Genomic DNA, 15,409 nt, shown 5'->3' with positions numbered 1-15,409 from the left:
ACCGTGGGTCGGCTGACCGGTGGGGATCCGTCGCTGTTGCGACGTATCAATTCCGCGGTGGTGCTGCACGCTCTGCGTGGCGCCGACTCCCCCACTCTGACGGACCTGACCCGAATCACCGGACTGTCCCGTCCGACGGTCGAGGGTGTCGTGGAGGGGCTCTTCGAGGCCGGACTCGTCGTCGAGTCGGTGCCCGACGGGGGCGAGGCCCGACGCCAGGGGCGGCCGGCCCGCCGGTTCCGGTTCCGTGCCGAGGCCGGGCATCTGCTCGGCATCGAGATCGGCCCGCATCGTGTCTCCGCACTGCTGTCGGGGCTGGACGGCCGGATCATCGGAGCCGGCGCCCGCGAGGTGTCGGAGACCGCCTGCGCCGACGACCGGCTCGACAAGGTCAGGGCCGTGGTGGCCGACCTCCTGCGGCGTACGGGTGTGGCCAGGAGCAGTCTGCGCGCGGTAGGGGTCGGCAGTCCGGGCATCGTGGAGGCGGACGGGACGGTACGGCTGGGGACCGCCCTGCCGGGCTGGACGGGTCTCGCGCTGGGTGAGCGGCTGAGGCGCTCGTTCCGCTGCCCCGTCCTGGTGGAGAACGACGCCAATGCCGCGGCGGTCGCGGAGCACTGGAAGGGCGCGGCCACCGAGTCCGACGACATCGTGTTCGTTCTGGCGGGGCTGAGTCCGGGCGCCGGTTCGCTGATCGGCGGGCGGCTGCACCGTGGTTTCGGCGGTGCGGCGGGCGAGATCGGCGCGCTGCATCTGCTCGGCCGCGAAGTGACTCCGGAGCGGTTGCTGTCCACGACGGACATTCCGCTGGATCCGTTGGACGAGCCCGCGGTCGCCGCTGTGTTCGCGGAGGCCCGGCGCGGCGTTGTCCGGGCGCAGGCGGCGGTCGAGCGGTTCATTCAGCGCCTGGTGCACGATGTGGCGGCGCTGGTGCTTGCGCTGGACCCCGAGCTCGTGGTGGTGGGCGGCTGGGCCACCGGGCTGGACGATGTGCTGGATCCCCTCCGCAGCGAGCTGGCCCGCTACTGCCTCCGGCCGCCACGGGTCACGCTGTCGCTGCTCGGTGAGGCGGCGGTGGCCACCGGCGCCCTGCGGCTGGCTCTCGACCACGTCGAGGAACAGCTCTTCGCGGTGGAGGGAACGGTGACGGCCCGCCGCTGAGTGCGACGGGCCGTGCGTACCGACAGAGAATCGGCGGAGAACCGGCCTGGAGCCGGCCATACTCAGGAGGCCTGGCGCTCCTGGTCGTGGTGGCTGATCTCCAGGTCGCCCGAGTCGCCGAAGGTGAGGCGGCAGGTGTCGGCGCGGTACGTGGCGACGGAGAGTGCAGCGGTGCCGCCCGCCACGAGGTAGCGGGTGGTGACGACGAGTACGGGGGCGCCGGGAAGCCGGTCGAGCTCCTTGGCGTCGTCCACCCGTGCCGAGCCGAGCTCCACCGACCGGTCCTGGCCGTCGAGGCCGAGGCGGTGCAGCTCGCGCAGGACCCCGCGGGCCCGTGCGGGCCCGGACGGGGCGTCGATCGCGGAGAGTTCGGGCACGGACGAGGACGGGACGTACAGGAGTTCCGCCGCGACCGTCTGCCCGTGGGAGGCCCGGATACGGCGCACTATGTGCACCGGCTCGTCGGCTTCCACGTCGAGCACGGCCGTCACCGAGGACGGCGCGACCGCCGCCGTGCAGTCCACCGGCTGCCATGCCTCCGCCGCACCGCCGCCGGACCAGTCCCGCCGTGCCGTCGAGACCGCGACCCCGACGCGCGGCGGGGCGACGGTGGTCCCGACGCCGCGGCGACGCTGCAGCCTTCCTTCGAGTTCGAGCTGTTCCAGAGCCTGCCGGAGCGTGGCTCGGGCGACTCCGAAGCGGGCGGCGAGCTCGCGCTCATTGGGCAGGATCTCCCCCACCGCAAAATCCGAGTCGAGTGCCTCACTGAGCACGGTCTTGAGGTGCCAGTACTTCGGCTCCTGCACCGATTCCAGCTGCGTGGTCCCCACCCTGTCCTCCGCAATCACCCAGCGGCTATTCCGCGACGTTACTTATTAAAGGTTCCTGTCTTAACGTTGAGACCATAGGACGGTACACACCCTTGGTCAAGACCAATCCTCGGTCGGTCACGCAGCGAAACGGGACTCTGCCGCAGAGCGTTCACAGGACGTTCGTGGTGCTGTGAGGCGAGCGCAGCACAAAGCCCCACGACCACTGGAACCCAAGGGCAGGGCGTGGGGCTTCGAGCATCGGATGACTGCGGGGCCACCCCGCAACCGGAGTCACCGCCGCCAGTCGAGAGCGTGGTCGGTGACCCGGCGGCCGCTACTCCTCCGGGAGGTCGGTGAAACGAATGAGCTTGTCAGGGTTTCGCACGATATATACGCACTGGATGAGCCCGTCCTTGACGTCCACCTGAACGACCGAGTCGACCTTTCCGCCCAGGAACAACAGCAGGCCCGGCCCGCCGTTCAGTTCCAGGAGGCGGAAGTCGAGCTCCTCGACCTGGGCGTGGGCGACGGCGAAGAGGAAGCGGCCGACCTTGTCGGCGCTCTCGAGGACCCGCAGCGGCGCCTTGGACTTTCCGCCGCTGTCCCCGACGAGCCGCACGTCGGGCGCGAGCAGGGCCAGCAGCTCCTCGATGTCGCCGCCCGCCGCCGCGGCGAGGAACCGCTCGGTGAGGTCACGGCGGTGGGCCGGGTCGACGTCGTAGCGCGGTTTGCGCTCCTCCACGTGGTGCCGCGCACGTCCTGCCAACTGGCGCACCGCGGCCTCGGTCCGGTCCAGGGCGGTGGCGATCTCCGCGTACGGAAAGCCGAACGCCTCGCGCAGCACGAAGACGGCCCGCTCCAGCGGTGACAGGGACTCCAGGACGACGAGCACGGCGACGGATACGGAGTCGGCCAGGACAGCCTGTCCCTCGGTGTCGGGCACAGCCGGTCCGAAACGGGTGATGACCGGCTCCGGCAGCCACGGCCCGACGTACGCCTCACGCCGCGACTGCACCTGCCGCAGCCGGTCGATGGCGAGGCGGGTGACGATCCTCACAAGAAAGGCGCGCGGCTCCCGCACCTCCTCACGGGAAGCGGAGGACCAGCGAAGCCAAGCCTCCTGCACCACGTCCTCGGCATCGGCGACCCGGCCCAGCATGCGGTAGGCAACGCCGGTGAGCACGGGACGGTGCTTCTCGAAGACATCGGTCGCGGTGTCGACTGTCACCCCTCCATCCCAGCCGACCCGTCGCACCCTGTCCAGCGCGAATCGCATCCCCCTCTTGAACTGAAGGCTACTGAACGGTAATTGTTATTGACGAGACGTCTAAGTCACCTTCAGGCATGGCCCCTTCATGCCGGATCACCCCAGGAGCACCGGCATGGCCACCACGGTCTCGTTCAGCGTCGACTCAACCCAAGGGCCTCGAACCGTTTCCGTGGCGTATGAACGGACCGGCGCCGGCGAGCCGCTGCTCCTGCTCCACGGCATCGGCCACCACCGTCAGGCCTGGGACCCGGTGTTGTCCGTGCTCGCCGTGGAGCGGGAGGTGATAGCCGTCGATCTGCCCGGCTTCGGCGCCTCACCGGGACTGCCCGACGGACTGCCGTACGACCTGCCGACCACGGCCACGGTGCTCGGAGCGTTCTGCAAGGAGCTCGGTCTGGACCGGCCGCATGTGGCGGGCAATTCGCTCGGCGGTCTGCTGGCGCTGGAGCTCGGCCGGGAGAAGCTCGTGCGGTCGGTGACAGCGCTCTCGCCCGCCGGTTTCTGGACCGGGGGCGAGCGACGCTACGCGTTCGGGACGCTGCGGGCCATGCGGCAGACCGCGTTGTCGATGCCGGTCCCGCTGATCGAGCGGCTCTCGCACAGCGCGGCCGGGCGCACGGCACTGACCAGCACCATCTACGCCCGGCCCGGCCGACGTTCAGCCGATGCCGTCGTCGCGGAGACCATCGCCCTGCGCGAGGCGACCGGATTCCACCAGACGCTCGCCACCGGGCGCGGCGTCACGTTCACCGACGATGTGCCGGGGCTGCCGGTGACCGTCGCCTGGGGCAGCCGGGACCGGATCCTGCTGCGCCGGCAGGGAATCAGGGCCAAGCACACCATCCCCGACTCCCGGCTGGTCCGGCTGCCGGGCTGCGGTCATGTGCCGATGAACGACGATCCGGCGCTCGTGGCGCGCGTCATCCTGGACACCAGTCGCTGACACCGCACCGGTCACCGAATCCGCACCCCGGGCTGCTCCGTTCCGGGACAGGACTCCCGATCCGAGGGCGACACCCAGCCCGACCAGAAGACTGCCACCCGCCTGTGCGGTGCCGTACGAACCGGTACCGACGAGCGGTGCGGTGAGCGCGGCGGAGACCGGGATCAGGCCGGAGAACAGTGTGGCGCGCTCGGCGCCGATGCGCTGCATGCCCATGTACCAGCAGACGAAACCGATGACGGTGACCACGGCCGCCTGCCACAGCAGCGCCGTCCCCTCCGCCGCAGTGGGCATCCGCAGAACATCGCTGCCGTCCAGGATCACGCCCAGCCACGCCGACTCGACGGCGGCGATCCCGCAGACCGTGGCGGAGAGCAGCTTCGGTCCGAGGGGTCGCAGGACCGGTACGGCGAGGACGGCGAAGCCGACCTCGCCTGCCAGAGCGCCGACCGAACAGAGGATGCCCGCCAGGTCCGTGCGACCCCAGCCCTGGACGGTGAAGGCCCCGGCGGCGACGAGCGCGGACGCGTACAGGACCGTGCGTGTCGGCCGGCGACCGTCCATGAGTGGTACGAGTACGGCGACGAGGATCGGGGCGCAGCCGACGAACACCCCTGGAACGGCGGGTTCCGCGGATCGTTCCGCACTGAGCACGGCAAGGTTGAAGCCGACCATGCCGATGGCTGCCAGCAGCGCGAGCCGTCCCCACTGGCGCAGGGTGAGGGTGCGCAGCGCGGTGATCGGCCGGGACTGCCTGTCACGGGCCAGGAGGGGTACGAGCAGAAGCGCCGCGAGGCCGTAGCGCAGCGCCTGGCCGCCCGCGTACGGATATGCGCCCAGGACACTGTTGGCGGTGAAGGAAGCACCCACGAGGATGCAGGCGAAGGCTGCGAGGAGCGCCCCGCGCAGAGAGCTGACGTTCATGGAATCGACGCTAGGCAGCCGAGCGGTCCGGATTAAGGTCCACTTCCATGATGTCTTCGGGGACCAATCCGCGGCCGGACCGTTCGGAGGACGGCGAGTTCGGCTCCGCCGCCTGGGAGTTGCTGCTGCCGGCTGTTGCGGAGCCGGCCCGTCGGCGCGGTCGCGCGCTGCAGTCGGCCCTGCGCGAAGCCGTGCGTTCCGGCCGTCTCGTTCCCGGTACGCGGCTGCCGTCCAGCCGTGCGCTCGCCGCCGATCTGCGGGTGTCTCGGGGGCTGGTCACCGAGGCATACGAACAGCTCACGGCCGAGGGCTATCTGCGCAGCGGACGTGGTGCGGGTACCTGGGTGAGCGAAGCGGTTCGGGCGCCGGTACCGGGGGCGCGTGATCTCGCTCCGCGCGCCGCGGGCGTACGCGTGGACTTCCGGCCCGGCACGCCCGATCTGTCGCTGTTCCCGCGCGGTGCCTGGGCCGCCGCGTACCGCTCGGTGCTCGGCCGGCTGCCGCACGGCGCGCTCGGCTATCCCGATCCGCGCGGCCTGCCCGGACTGCGGGATGCCCTGGCCGCCCTGCTGTCCAGGCGCCGAGGGGTGGTCGCCGATCCCGAGCGCCTGGTGGTGTGCTCCGGCGTGGCGCAGGCGACGACTCTGCTGGGGTTCGTGCTGCACGGGCGGGGAATACGGACCGTCGGCGTCGAGGACCCCGGAAGTCCCGAACACTCCGCGCTGTTCGCATCCGCGGGGGTCACCACCATCGGTTTGCCGCTCGACGACGAGGGTCTCGCGATCGAGCCCCTCGTGCGCTCGGGCGTGCGCGCGGTCGTCACCACACCGGCGCACCAGTTCCCCACCGGAATCGCCTACTCCGCCGCCCGTCGCAGCCGGCTTCTGGACTGGGCACGCGCCGTGGACGGGCTGGTCGTGGAGGACGACTACGACGGCGACTTCCGCTACGACCGCGCCCCCGTCGGCGCGTTGCAGGGGCTCGACCCGGAGCATGTCGCGTACACCGGCTCGGTGAGCAAATCGCTGGCACCCGGGCTCCGGCTCGGCTGGCTCCTCGCACCGGCGGCCATGACCGACGAGATCGTCGCCCGCAAGCGCACGATGGATCTGGGCAATCCGGCCGTCGACCAGGCGGTCCTCGCCGACTTCATCACCCGGGGCGGCTACGACCGGCAGCTGCGCCGCTGTCAGCGCGCCTATCGCGAGCGCCGCGACACGCTCACTTCGATGCTGACGGAACACTTCCCCGGAACCGAGGTGAGCGGGATCGCCGCAGGTCTCCACATCATCGCCACACTGCCCGAACGGTACGGCCCGGAGCCGTTGTTCATGGCGCGCGCGGCCGGGGCCGGAGTCGCCCTCCGGTCGCTCGGTGCCTGCGGCACCGTGCCGTACGAGGACCGGGCGGTGCGCCTGGTCCTCGGATACGCGCATCTGACTCCGCCCGACATCGGGCAGGGCGTACGACTGCTGGCGGCGGTTCAGGAGGACACGAACGGACCGGGTACCGGCGAGGGGCGGGGCCGGGTGTTCATCTGAGGTTGGTGTGCGCGCCGCCGACGGGCACAAGAGTGGATTCGCTCGCCCCCCACCCGTTCGTCCCGCTGACCACTGCCCCGGAGGCGCCTCGATGTCGAACCGTCCGCGAATTCCGTCCCCCGCGCGCCGCAGTGTGCTGCGCGGTTCGCTCGCCGTGTCGGCCGCGCTCACGCTCCCCGCGGCGGGCGCCGCGGCCCCCGCCTTCGCCCTGTCCGGCCGGCCGCGCGCGGCGTGGGGCGTGCAGGTGGGCGACGTCACCTCGTCCTCGGCGCTGGTCTGGGTGCGGTCGGACCGACCGGCCCGGATGATCGTGGAGACATCGGCCACGGAGTCGTTCCGGCGGGCCCACACATGGCATGGTCCGCTCGTCGGTACCGGCACCGACTTCACCGGGACGACACCGCTGTACGGGCTGCCGCCGGGCGAGCAGGTGCACTACCGGGTGACACTCGCCGATCCCCAGGACCCCCGCCGCACCGGGGAGCCGGTGCACGGAACCTTCCGGACGGCGCCCGCCCGGCGCCGGGACGGGGTGCGGTTCCTGTGGTCGGGCGACATAGCGGGGCAGGGCTGGGGCATCAACCCGGACATCGGCGGCTACGCGGTGTACGACGAGATGCGCCGCCTCGATCCGGACTTCTTCCTCTGCAGTGGTGACAACATCTACGCGGACGGGGTGATCGAGCCGAGCGTGACGCTGCCGGACGGGCGGGTCTGGCGCAATGTCACCACCGAGGAGAAGGCGAAGGTCGCCGAGACCCTCGCCGAGTACCGCGGCAACTTCCGCTACAACCTGCTCGATCGCAACCTCCGTGAGTTCAACGCCCAGGTCCCTTCGATCGTTCAGTGGGACGACCACGAGGTGCGCAACAACTGGTATCCCGGGCAGATCCTCGACGATGCCCGGTACACCGAGAAGAACGTGGATGTGCTCGCGGCCCGTTCGATGCGGGCGTTCCGCGAGTACTTCCCGGTCTCCACGCTGCATGCCCGGTCCGGGGAGGGCCGGATGCACCGCGTGGTGCGCCACGGTCCCCTGCTCGATGTGTTCGTCCTCGACATGCGGTCCTTCCGCAATGCCAACTCGCCCGGCCGGCAGCCCGACGACACGACGGGCATCCTCGGTGCGGAGCAGCTCAAGTGGCTCAAGCACGAGCTGTCCCGGTCCCGCGCGGTGTGGAAGGTGATCGCCGCGGACATGCCGTTGGGACTCGTGGTCACCGATGGTGCGACGGACTTCGAGGCGGTCGCGCAGGGCGATCCCGGAGCCCCGCTCGGCCGTGAGCTGCAGATCGCGGAACTGCTGAGGTACATCAAGCACCGCCGGATCACCGGCACGGTCTGGCTGACGGCGGATGTGCACTACACGTCGGCGCAGCACTACGAGCCCGAGCGTGCGGTGTTCAAGGACTTCGCGCCGTTCTGGGAATTCGTGTCGGGGCCGCTGGCCGCAGGTCAGTTCCAGGCGAACGCGCTCGACGCGACGTTCGGTCCGGACCGGGTCTTCGTGCGGGCGCCCGACCGGGCGAACGTGTCGCCGATGGAGTCGCCGCAGTACTTCGGCGAGGTCGACATCGACGGCGACAGCGGTGAGTTGACCGTGCGGCTGCGGGCACAGGGCGGTTCCGTCCTGTTCAGCAAGGTACTGCAGCCGGGGCGCGTCGGGCAGTGAACCGACGCCCGGCGATCGGCCCCCCGGGCGATGGCCGGGGGCCGATTGTCAGTGGTGGGATCTACGGTTTTTCCATGACCCGATCCGTTCAGGCATTGGCCTACTCACGCCCGTCCGCCCTGGATTCCTCACGGGCGGGGCAGCTCCTCGGTCTGGAGACCTCCGGTGGTCTCACCCCGCGGGGCACCGAGCCGCACCCCCGGTTCTTCTCCGGCTTTCTCACCTCGCCGAGGATCGCCGCCCGAGGTCTGCTGGCCGTGGCGGACGTGGCGTCCGCGCGTTACTACCGCCCCACCCTGCCCTCGTCCCTCGACCCGGTGGTGACGGGCAACGGCGACCGCTTGCGTTTCGAGTCGTTCTCCGGCTGCTGCGGGGTGTACGCACGTCTCGATGTGCTCCAGGAAGGGCTGGACGGTGCGCGGACGGACCATGGCACCACGAATGTGGATGTCAACAATCCGCTGCGGGAGGCGCTCTCGCGGATAGCGGGCGACGATCCGCTGCACATGCGGGTCGGCCCGGACGAGATGGCCGTCACCACGCTGGACGGTCCGGTCGTGGAGAAGAAGGTACTCCTGCCCGACCGTTGGCTGCGTGGCTTCGCGGAGGCGCAGGTGGTGTCCGCGGGTTTCGATCTGCGGGCCGAGCTGTCGGCGGCCGAGGCCGTCCGGTTCCTGCGTTCGCTGCCGCGTTCGACCCAGAAGGCCTCGCGGGGCGCCCAGTGGGTGGTCCCGGCCGGGAAGACGCTCCGTCCGACGACACGTCCGGTGGCGGGGGCGGTGTGTCTGCCGGGCCCCGAGCGTCTGATGGTGCTGCAGCGGGTGCTGCGCCATGCCGCCTCGCTGCGGGTGTACGGACCGGTGGCCGACGGGGCGGCGACCGCGAGCGCATGGGAGGTGGTGCTGCCGGGCATGCGCCTCACCCTGACGCTCTCGCCCGATGTCTCGCGCGGCTTCTCCGGCGAGGGCGGCGTGCTCGAAGCGCTGGCCACCGACGATGCCGCGGCCGATGCGGAACTGGTGTCCGTGCTGCTGGCCTGGGAGCCGCGGATCGATCCCGCCGACCTGGCGGAGCAGTCGGGGCTCCCGGTGGAACGCGTGAGGACCGCGCTCACCCGGCTGGGGACGGCGGGCCGGGTCGGCTACGACCTTGCCGACGCGTCTTACTTCCACCGCGAGCTGCCGTACGACGCCGACCGGGCCGAACGGCACAATCCGCGTCTGGTGGCGGCCCGGCAGCTGGCCGGCTCGGGGGCGGTCGTGCTCGACGGGGAGACAGCAGCCGTGGCCTCGGGAGACCGCCGCTATCAAGTGAGGGAGACGGACGGCATGCTGAGCTGCACCTGTCAGTGGTGGGCGGACTACCGCGGGCGTCGGGGCCCGTGCAAGCACGCCCTGGCCGTCCGAATGGTCCGTCGCGGCGCGCCGGTTGCCGGGGGTGCGCGATGAAGGAGCTGCTCGCTGCCGTACGCGAGGCACGCAGGCTGGACGTGCCGGCCCTGCTGTCCGGGCTGGACCGGGCGGGACGCAGGTCGGCGCTGGCGGAGCTGAAGGAGCTGCGCAAGGAGGCGCGGAGTTGGCCCTGGGAGAAACAGGACAGGATCCGCAAGGCCCTGCTGGTAGCGGGCGCCGGATGTCACACGGGAGCCGCGGGCTGCGCCGCCTGGATCGGCAGCCGGGACCTGCAGATCTGGTCACGGCCTCCCTACCCGATGCTCCTGAGCGTCCTCGCGGACCGTGACCCCGAGTGGCTCGGTGACGTCGCGCACCGGCTGGCGGCCCGTCCCGGGACGGCGGAGACCGCCTATGAGCTGATCACCGGGCTGGTGAAGACCTCGCGGTGCCCCGTTCCCACCACCGACGGCTTCGTACGGGGCTGGGCCGAAGCGGTCTCGGCCTCGCAGTGGCAGCAGAAGAGGCGACCGCTGGCCGACGTCCTCCGCGCGGACCCGTATGTCACCGTGCTCGTACCGCGGCTCTTCGAGGTGGCGGAGCTGCCGTCGCAGATGCTCTGGTTCGACGAACCGGACGACCAGAGCCGATGGCATGTGGCGCTCGCCGTCCTCGCGGACGAGGGTCTGCTGGAGCGGGCTTCGCTCGTCGACGGTTGCGTAGCCCGGCTGATCCGCGGCGGAAGGCCCGGCGAACTGCGGTTCTTCCTCACCGTATTGCGTCAGCTCGCGCTGACCCGCGAGGAGGAGGCGGAGCGGGTGGCGGACTGGGCCGCCATGGCGGCGGACGGGATCTCCACCGTGGCCGGGCACGCCCAGGAGGTGCTCGCCCGGCTGGACGGGCACGGCGAACTGCCCGTGCGGTCCCTGGCGGAGGTCTCGGGTTCCCTGCTGTTCCGCCCGGAGAAGAAGCTCGTCCGTGCCCAACTGGTGCTGATCGGCAAGACGCTGCGCCGCGACCCGTCGGCGGCCGACGAACTCCTGCCCGTCGTCGCCGAGACATTCGGGCACGCCGACATCGACATCCAGGAGCGGGCACTCAAAATCGTCGCACGGCATCTGCCCGCCGTCGACGCGGCGGTGCGAGAGGAAACCGCTCTGTCGGCCCCGCTGCTGGGTCCGGCACTCCGTACGGCGGCGGCCGAGGCGTTCGGCGACCTGATGGACGACATTACGGCGGCGGAGCCGTACGTGGAGCTCCTGCCGTCCGCCCCCGTCCTGCGGCGCGTCGAACCGGCACCGGCGACGCTGCCCGAGCTCGTCGAGGAGGTGGTGGTCCTGGCGAGATCCGCATCACGGGATGTCACCGCCTTCGAGCGGGCACTGGACGGGCTGGTCCGTCACGCCCACACCGACCGTCCGGCGTTGACCGAGGCGCTGCGGGACGCCTTGGCCGGCAGTTGGTGGCTCGTCGACGAATCGCAGAAGAGGGTCGAGCAGCGGCTCCGCTCGGAGGCCGGAATCACCCTGGTCGTGGCCGTGCTGCTCGGACTGGTTCCGATTCAGGCGGTGCATGTAGGGCGTGCGGCCTGGTCCGTCAGCAGTGTCTGTGTCCATGCCGCGCTCAAGGGTGTGCTGAAGGCCCGGCTGTGGGAAGCCGCCGACGCGATGCTGACCGGCAGCACACCATTCCTGCTGGCCTTCCCGACCTGGCACACCGGCTCGCTCGACCCTGCCGTGCTGATCGAGCGGCTGCGCACGTATCAGCAGCTCGGAGTCCGGCCCGGGGAAGCCGACTTCGCCCAGGCCCTGCTGCGGGTGCGGCGCGACGGTCAGCACGAGGCGGCCGAGGCGGCCGACCGGCTCGGCACTCCGGAAGGTGACCGGCTGGCGGCCTGGCTGCGGGCCGACCGACCGCTCGCGACCGTATACCGCTTCGATCTGGAACGACAGGAATCCACCGCCCGCGGCTGGGTGGAGCGGCAGCCTGCCGACTGGACCCGGAACATCCTGATGGCGAGTGATGAACACCCGTTCATTCAGCGGGAGTTCCCGCGCTCCTTCCACTGGCTGGGATGCGCCCATACCCCGCGTCATCGCACCTGCGACCACGGGAACGACCACCCGGATTCCTGGCTCGCCACCCTGCCCGAGGACAGCGAGACACTGGCCGCGTGGCTGCTGCCGGCCATGGCGACGTGTGCCACCGATGAGCTGAAGGATGCAGCGCGGCCGCTCCTCGGCCTGGTCGAACTGGGTGGGTCTGCCGCCGAGGCCATCCATCTGGCCGTGGGGTACGGGCTGGGCGCCCGGTATCCGGAGGACCGGCTGTCGGCGGTGGACGCCTTGCTGATACTCGCGGCCCAGCAACGGCTGGACACGACGTCGCTCGGCGAGCAGTTGGCGATCCTCCTCGATCACAGGCTGGTGAAACCCACCCGCCTCGCGGACTCCGCCCGTACCGCGGCCGCGACGGGCGCATACCGGACGGTGCTGTCCGTACTGGTCCCCGTTCTGCCCGGACTCCTGGCGAACAAGAAGGGGACGCGTGGTCTGAGCGACCTGCTCTCCGTGGCCGCCGACTGCGCGGAACACTGTGGTGCGGTGGGCGGTGGCGAGGCGATACCCGGGCTCGCCGAAACGGCCGCGCGCGGCGGATCGTCGCAGTTGGTACGCCAGGCGGTACGCCTGCAAGCCGCCTGGGAGCGGGGCCTGGGGCAGACGTGAAGGCCCAGGACATCGTGGTGTGACCCGCGGGTTCTGCCGGCTCGCAGCGATCGGGCCGACGGTGCGGCAGCTCCTGTCCGGCCCGGGACCAGGCCGGGAGGGCGGGAGCCGCCGCACCGCGAGAGCAGGCACGATCAGGCGGACGCATCGGACACACAGACCGGGCAGGCGATCAAGCACACAGTTCGGGCGAGCGATCGGGCACACGGGGCGGTCATGCGATCGAGCAGGTCGCCAATACACCGAAGGTGAGTGATAACGGACTAGATCCACACTTAACCCATCAGTCACAGAATGTTCGTGATCAGGCAACAACGCTCGGTCAGAGTGAATCCATGACTGATGTGACATCCGCGAAGACTGCCCGTCGCTCCCACCACTGGCGGCGGGACGTGACCGAGCTGGCCGCGCTGTTCACCGCGGTCGCGGTGGCCGACGCCATCGCGAACCTGATCGGGCACCAGCCGGACGGACCGTACCTGCTGATCGCCTCGGCCGTGGCCCTGGCGGTGACGGCCGGGTTCCACACCTGGTGGGCGCGGCGGCACAGCCACGCCCCGCCGCCGACCGGCTCCGACCTCCCAGCCGAGGGAGACGGCGTCGGCGCGGTCCCGGCCCACCGCGCCGACGCCGCCACGACCGCGTTGCTGAGCACGCCCACCGCTGCGGGCCCGTCCCCCGAGGGCACGGTGCTGTGGCGGATGCGGACCACGGTGCGGGACACCCCCGGCAGTCTGGCGGTGCTGTGCGGCGCCCTCGCCCGGCACCGGGTCGACATCCTCACCCTGCAGACGCACCCGCTGGCCCACGGCACGGTCGACGAATTCCTGCTGCGCGCGCCCGCCCCGCTCCCGGCCCAGCAGCTGAGCCGGGCGATCTCCGCCGCCGGGGGCAGTTCGACCTGGATCGAGCGGGCCGACACGCACGATCTGGTCGACGCCCCGACGCGCGTCCTCGGCCTCGCCACCCGCACCGCCCTGGACGCGGCCGAACTCCCCCTAGCGCTGCGACAGTTGCTCGGGCGGTGCACCATCCACTCGCTGCCCGCCGCCTCGATCACCGGCCGCGCGACCGGTGAGCTCACGCCCGTCGAAGGAGTGCTGGAGGAGACGGTGATGCGGCTGCGCGACCCGTCCGGAGGTGCCATCACGATCGAGCGGCCCTATCTTCCGTTCACGCCGACCGAGTTCGCGCGGGCGCGTGCCCTGGTCGAGCTCGATGCCCGGCTCGGCCCCCGCGTCCCACGCAGCGAGCACGTGCTCACCCTGCCCGAGGGCAACGAGATCACCGTCCGCCGCGCGGACGGCAGCGACCTCGGAGCAGCACGTGCGATGCACGACCGCTGCTCCGAGCAGACGCTGCGGCTGCGGTACCACGGGCCGGTCCACGACGCCGACCGCTACCTGGACCACCTGCTGAGTCCTCGATTCGGCCGCACACTGGCCGTGCAGACGGCCTCGGGCCGACTGGTCGCCCTCGGCCACCTCCTCTGGGACGGCGACGAGACCGAGGTCGCCCTCCTCGTCGAGGACGACTGGCAGCGCCGTGGCATCGGCTCCGAGCTGCTGAGCCGCCTGGTGGCACTCGCCATCGAGGCGGGCTGCGAGAGCGTCTACGCCGTTACCCAGTCGTCCAACACCGGCATGGTCGCGGCCATGCGCGCGCTGTCCCTGCCGTTGGACTACCAGATCGAGGAGGGCACCCTGGTCATCACCGCCCGGCTGGACGCGACGCCGGTCCGTTCACTGCCCCCGTACGAGCAGGCCGGTCGCTGACTCCCCGGACACGGAGGACTCCCGTCCGGCCTCCGGCGAGCTCAGCGCCTGGCACAGATCGGCCCACAGGTCCTCGACGTCCTCCAGACCGACCGACATGCGCAGCAGCCGGTCCCCGACGCCGGAGGCCTGCCGGTCTCCCTCATCCACGATGCGGTGGCTGATGGAGGCCGGATGCTGGATCAGTGAGTCCACGCTGCCCAGGCTCACCGCGGGCGTGATGAGCCGCACGGCCGAGATCACCCGGTGCGGATCCCCGTACACCTCGAACGAGACCATCGCCCCGCCCAGCTTCGGGTAGTGGACCCTGGCGATGCGCGGATCGGCGGTCAGCCTGCGGGACAGTTCGGCGGCGCTCGCGGACGCCGCCCGTACCCGTACCGGAAGCGTGGACAGGCCCCGCAGCAGCAGATACCCGGCCATCGGATGCAGCACCCCGCCGGTGGCGAAACGCACCTGCCGCAGGCGGGCCGCGAACTCCTCGTCGCAGGCGACGACCCCGCCCATCACATCGCCGTGCCCGCCGAGGTACTTGGTGGCGCTGTGCAGCACGATCCGAGCACCGTGCTCGACGGGCCGCTGGAGCACCGGGGTGGCGAAGGTGTTGTCGACGAGCAGCGGCACGGAGCCGCAGGAGTGTGCGATCGCGCGGATGTCGACCTCGGCGAGCGTCGGGTTGGCGGGCGTCTCCACCATCACCAGACCGGTGTCCGGCCGGATCGCCTCCGCGATGCCCGCCGGGTCGGTCCAGGTCACCTCCGTGCCCAGCAGCCCGGCGCCGAGCAGATGGTCGCTGCAGCCGTAGAGCGGCCGGACGGCGACCACATGGCGCAGTCCCATGCCGGCGCGGACCAGCAGCACGGCGGTGAGCGCCGCCATTCCGCTGGCGAACGACACGGCGCTCCCGGTCCCTTCGAGCCGGGCGAGGGCGGTCTCGAACCGGGCCGTCGTCGGGTTGTCCAACCGCGAGTAGACCGGCGGCCCTTCGAGCCGGGCGCCGGTGGCGGCGAAGTTGTCGATCCGCTCCGCCTCGCCCCTGGAGTCGTACGAGGGGTAGGTGGTGGACAGATCGATCGGCGGGGCGTGCAGTCCGAGGGCCGCGAGATCGTCGCGGCCCGCGTGCACGGCTTCGGTGGCCAGCGCCCTGGACCGGGGTGTCGTCGGGGGAGCCGTCAAGGATTCAGTGTCCATGCC

At 71.2% G+C, this 15,409-nt stretch carries 10 protein-coding genes and 1 pseudogene; 7 read left to right on the top strand and 4 right to left on the bottom strand.

Features of this window, described 5'->3' with window-relative positions; translation table 11 throughout:
* Positions 1 to 3 precede the first annotated feature (3 nt).
* Positions 4 to 1,161, top strand: a complete 1,158-nt coding sequence (locus tag OG611_RS21725) for an ROK family transcriptional regulator (protein ID WP_266422646.1) — start codon at positions 4 to 6, stop codon at positions 1,159 to 1,161.
* Positions 1,162 to 1,223: 62 nt separating this feature from the next.
* On the opposite strand, the gene OG611_RS21720 is transcribed toward OG611_RS21725, so the two are convergent.
* Positions 1,224 to 1,991: a GntR family transcriptional regulator gene (locus OG611_RS21720; protein WP_266422643.1), complete on the bottom strand. Its 768-nt coding sequence runs from the start codon at positions 1,989 to 1,991 to the stop codon at positions 1,224 to 1,226.
* A gap of 316 nt (positions 1,992 to 2,307) precedes the next feature.
* Complete coding sequence (locus OG611_RS21715) at positions 2,308 to 3,201, bottom strand: RNA polymerase sigma-70 factor (protein WP_266422640.1); 894 nt, start codon at positions 3,199 to 3,201, stop codon at positions 2,308 to 2,310.
* A 154-nt stretch (positions 3,202 to 3,355) separates the two neighbouring features.
* On the opposite strand from OG611_RS21715, the gene OG611_RS21710 reads away from it, so the two are divergent.
* Complete coding sequence (locus OG611_RS21710) at positions 3,356 to 4,186, top strand: alpha/beta fold hydrolase (protein WP_266422638.1); 831 nt, start codon at positions 3,356 to 3,358, stop codon at positions 4,184 to 4,186.
* Positions 4,187 to 4,261: 75 nt separating this feature from the next.
* On the opposite strand, the pseudogene OG611_RS21705 reads toward OG611_RS21710, so the two are convergent.
* Positions 4,262 to 5,110: pseudogene (locus OG611_RS21705) on the bottom strand (DMT family transporter); the annotation flags it as partial.
* A 47-nt stretch (positions 5,111 to 5,157) separates the two neighbouring features.
* Here OG611_RS21705 and OG611_RS21700 point away from each other — a divergent pair.
* From OG611_RS21700 to OG611_RS21680, 5 genes are all read left to right on the top strand, one after another.
* A complete protein-coding gene (locus tag OG611_RS21700; protein WP_266422636.1) occupies positions 5,158 to 6,651 on the top strand; it encodes a PLP-dependent aminotransferase family protein in 1,494 nt (497 codons plus the stop codon).
* Positions 6,652 to 6,742: 91 nt separating this feature from the next.
* A complete protein-coding gene (locus OG611_RS21695; protein WP_266422633.1) occupies positions 6,743 to 8,323 on the top strand; it encodes an alkaline phosphatase in 1,581 nt (526 codons plus the stop codon).
* 74 nt (positions 8,324 to 8,397) lie between these two features.
* Positions 8,398 to 9,771: an SWIM zinc finger family protein gene (locus OG611_RS21690; RefSeq protein WP_266422630.1), complete on the top strand. Its 1,374-nt coding sequence runs from the start codon at positions 8,398 to 8,400 to the stop codon at positions 9,769 to 9,771.
* Positions 9,768 to 12,440, top strand: coding sequence for a DUF6493 family protein (locus OG611_RS21685; protein ID WP_266422627.1), 2,673 nt, complete (start codon positions 9,768 to 9,770; stop codon positions 12,438 to 12,440). The genes OG611_RS21690 and OG611_RS21685 overlap by 4 nt, the downstream gene beginning before the upstream one ends.
* Positions 12,441 to 12,775: 335 nt before the next feature.
* Complete coding sequence (locus OG611_RS21680; RefSeq protein WP_266422624.1) at positions 12,776 to 14,215, top strand: GNAT family N-acetyltransferase; 1,440 nt, start codon at positions 12,776 to 12,778, stop codon at positions 14,213 to 14,215.
* Here the strand turns inward: OG611_RS21680 and OG611_RS21675 are convergent.
* Positions 14,183 to 15,406, bottom strand: a complete 1,224-nt coding sequence (locus OG611_RS21675; protein ID WP_266422622.1) for a PLP-dependent aspartate aminotransferase family protein — start codon at positions 15,404 to 15,406, stop codon at positions 14,183 to 14,185. The genes OG611_RS21680 and OG611_RS21675 overlap by 33 nt on opposite strands.
* Between the last annotated feature and the right edge of the window lie 3 nt (positions 15,407 to 15,409).

Origin of the sequence: Streptomyces sp. NBC_01363, assembly GCF_026340595.1 — a bacterium.
GTDB lineage: Bacteria > Actinomycetota > Actinomycetes > Streptomycetales > Streptomycetaceae > Streptomyces.
The sequence above is the reverse complement of the archived record's forward strand: the minus strand, read 5'-3'. Positions and strand labels throughout refer to the sequence as shown.

Excerpts from the sequence above, each read along its gene's own strand:
- OG611_RS21710 (WP_266422638.1), top strand. The coding sequence starts at position 3,356 with ATGGCCACCACGGTCTCGTTCAGCGTCGACTCAACCCAAGGGCCTCGA.
- OG611_RS21700 (WP_266422636.1), top strand. The coding sequence starts at position 5,158 with ATGATGTCTTCGGGGACCAATCCGCGGCCGGACCGTTCGGAGGACGGC.
- OG611_RS21695 (WP_266422633.1), top strand. The coding sequence starts at position 6,743 with ATGTCGAACCGTCCGCGAATTCCGTCCCCCGCGCGCCGCAGTGTGCTG.
- OG611_RS21690 (WP_266422630.1), top strand. The coding sequence starts at position 8,398 with ATGACCCGATCCGTTCAGGCATTGGCCTACTCACGCCCGTCCGCCCTG.
- OG611_RS21685 (WP_266422627.1), top strand. The coding sequence starts at position 9,768 with ATGAAGGAGCTGCTCGCTGCCGTACGCGAGGCACGCAGGCTGGACGTG.
- OG611_RS21680 (WP_266422624.1), top strand. The coding sequence starts at position 12,776 with ATGACTGATGTGACATCCGCGAAGACTGCCCGTCGCTCCCACCACTGG.
- OG611_RS21675 (WP_266422622.1), bottom strand. The coding sequence starts at position 15,406 with ATGGACACTGAATCCTTGACGGCTCCCCCGACGACACCCCGGTCCAGG.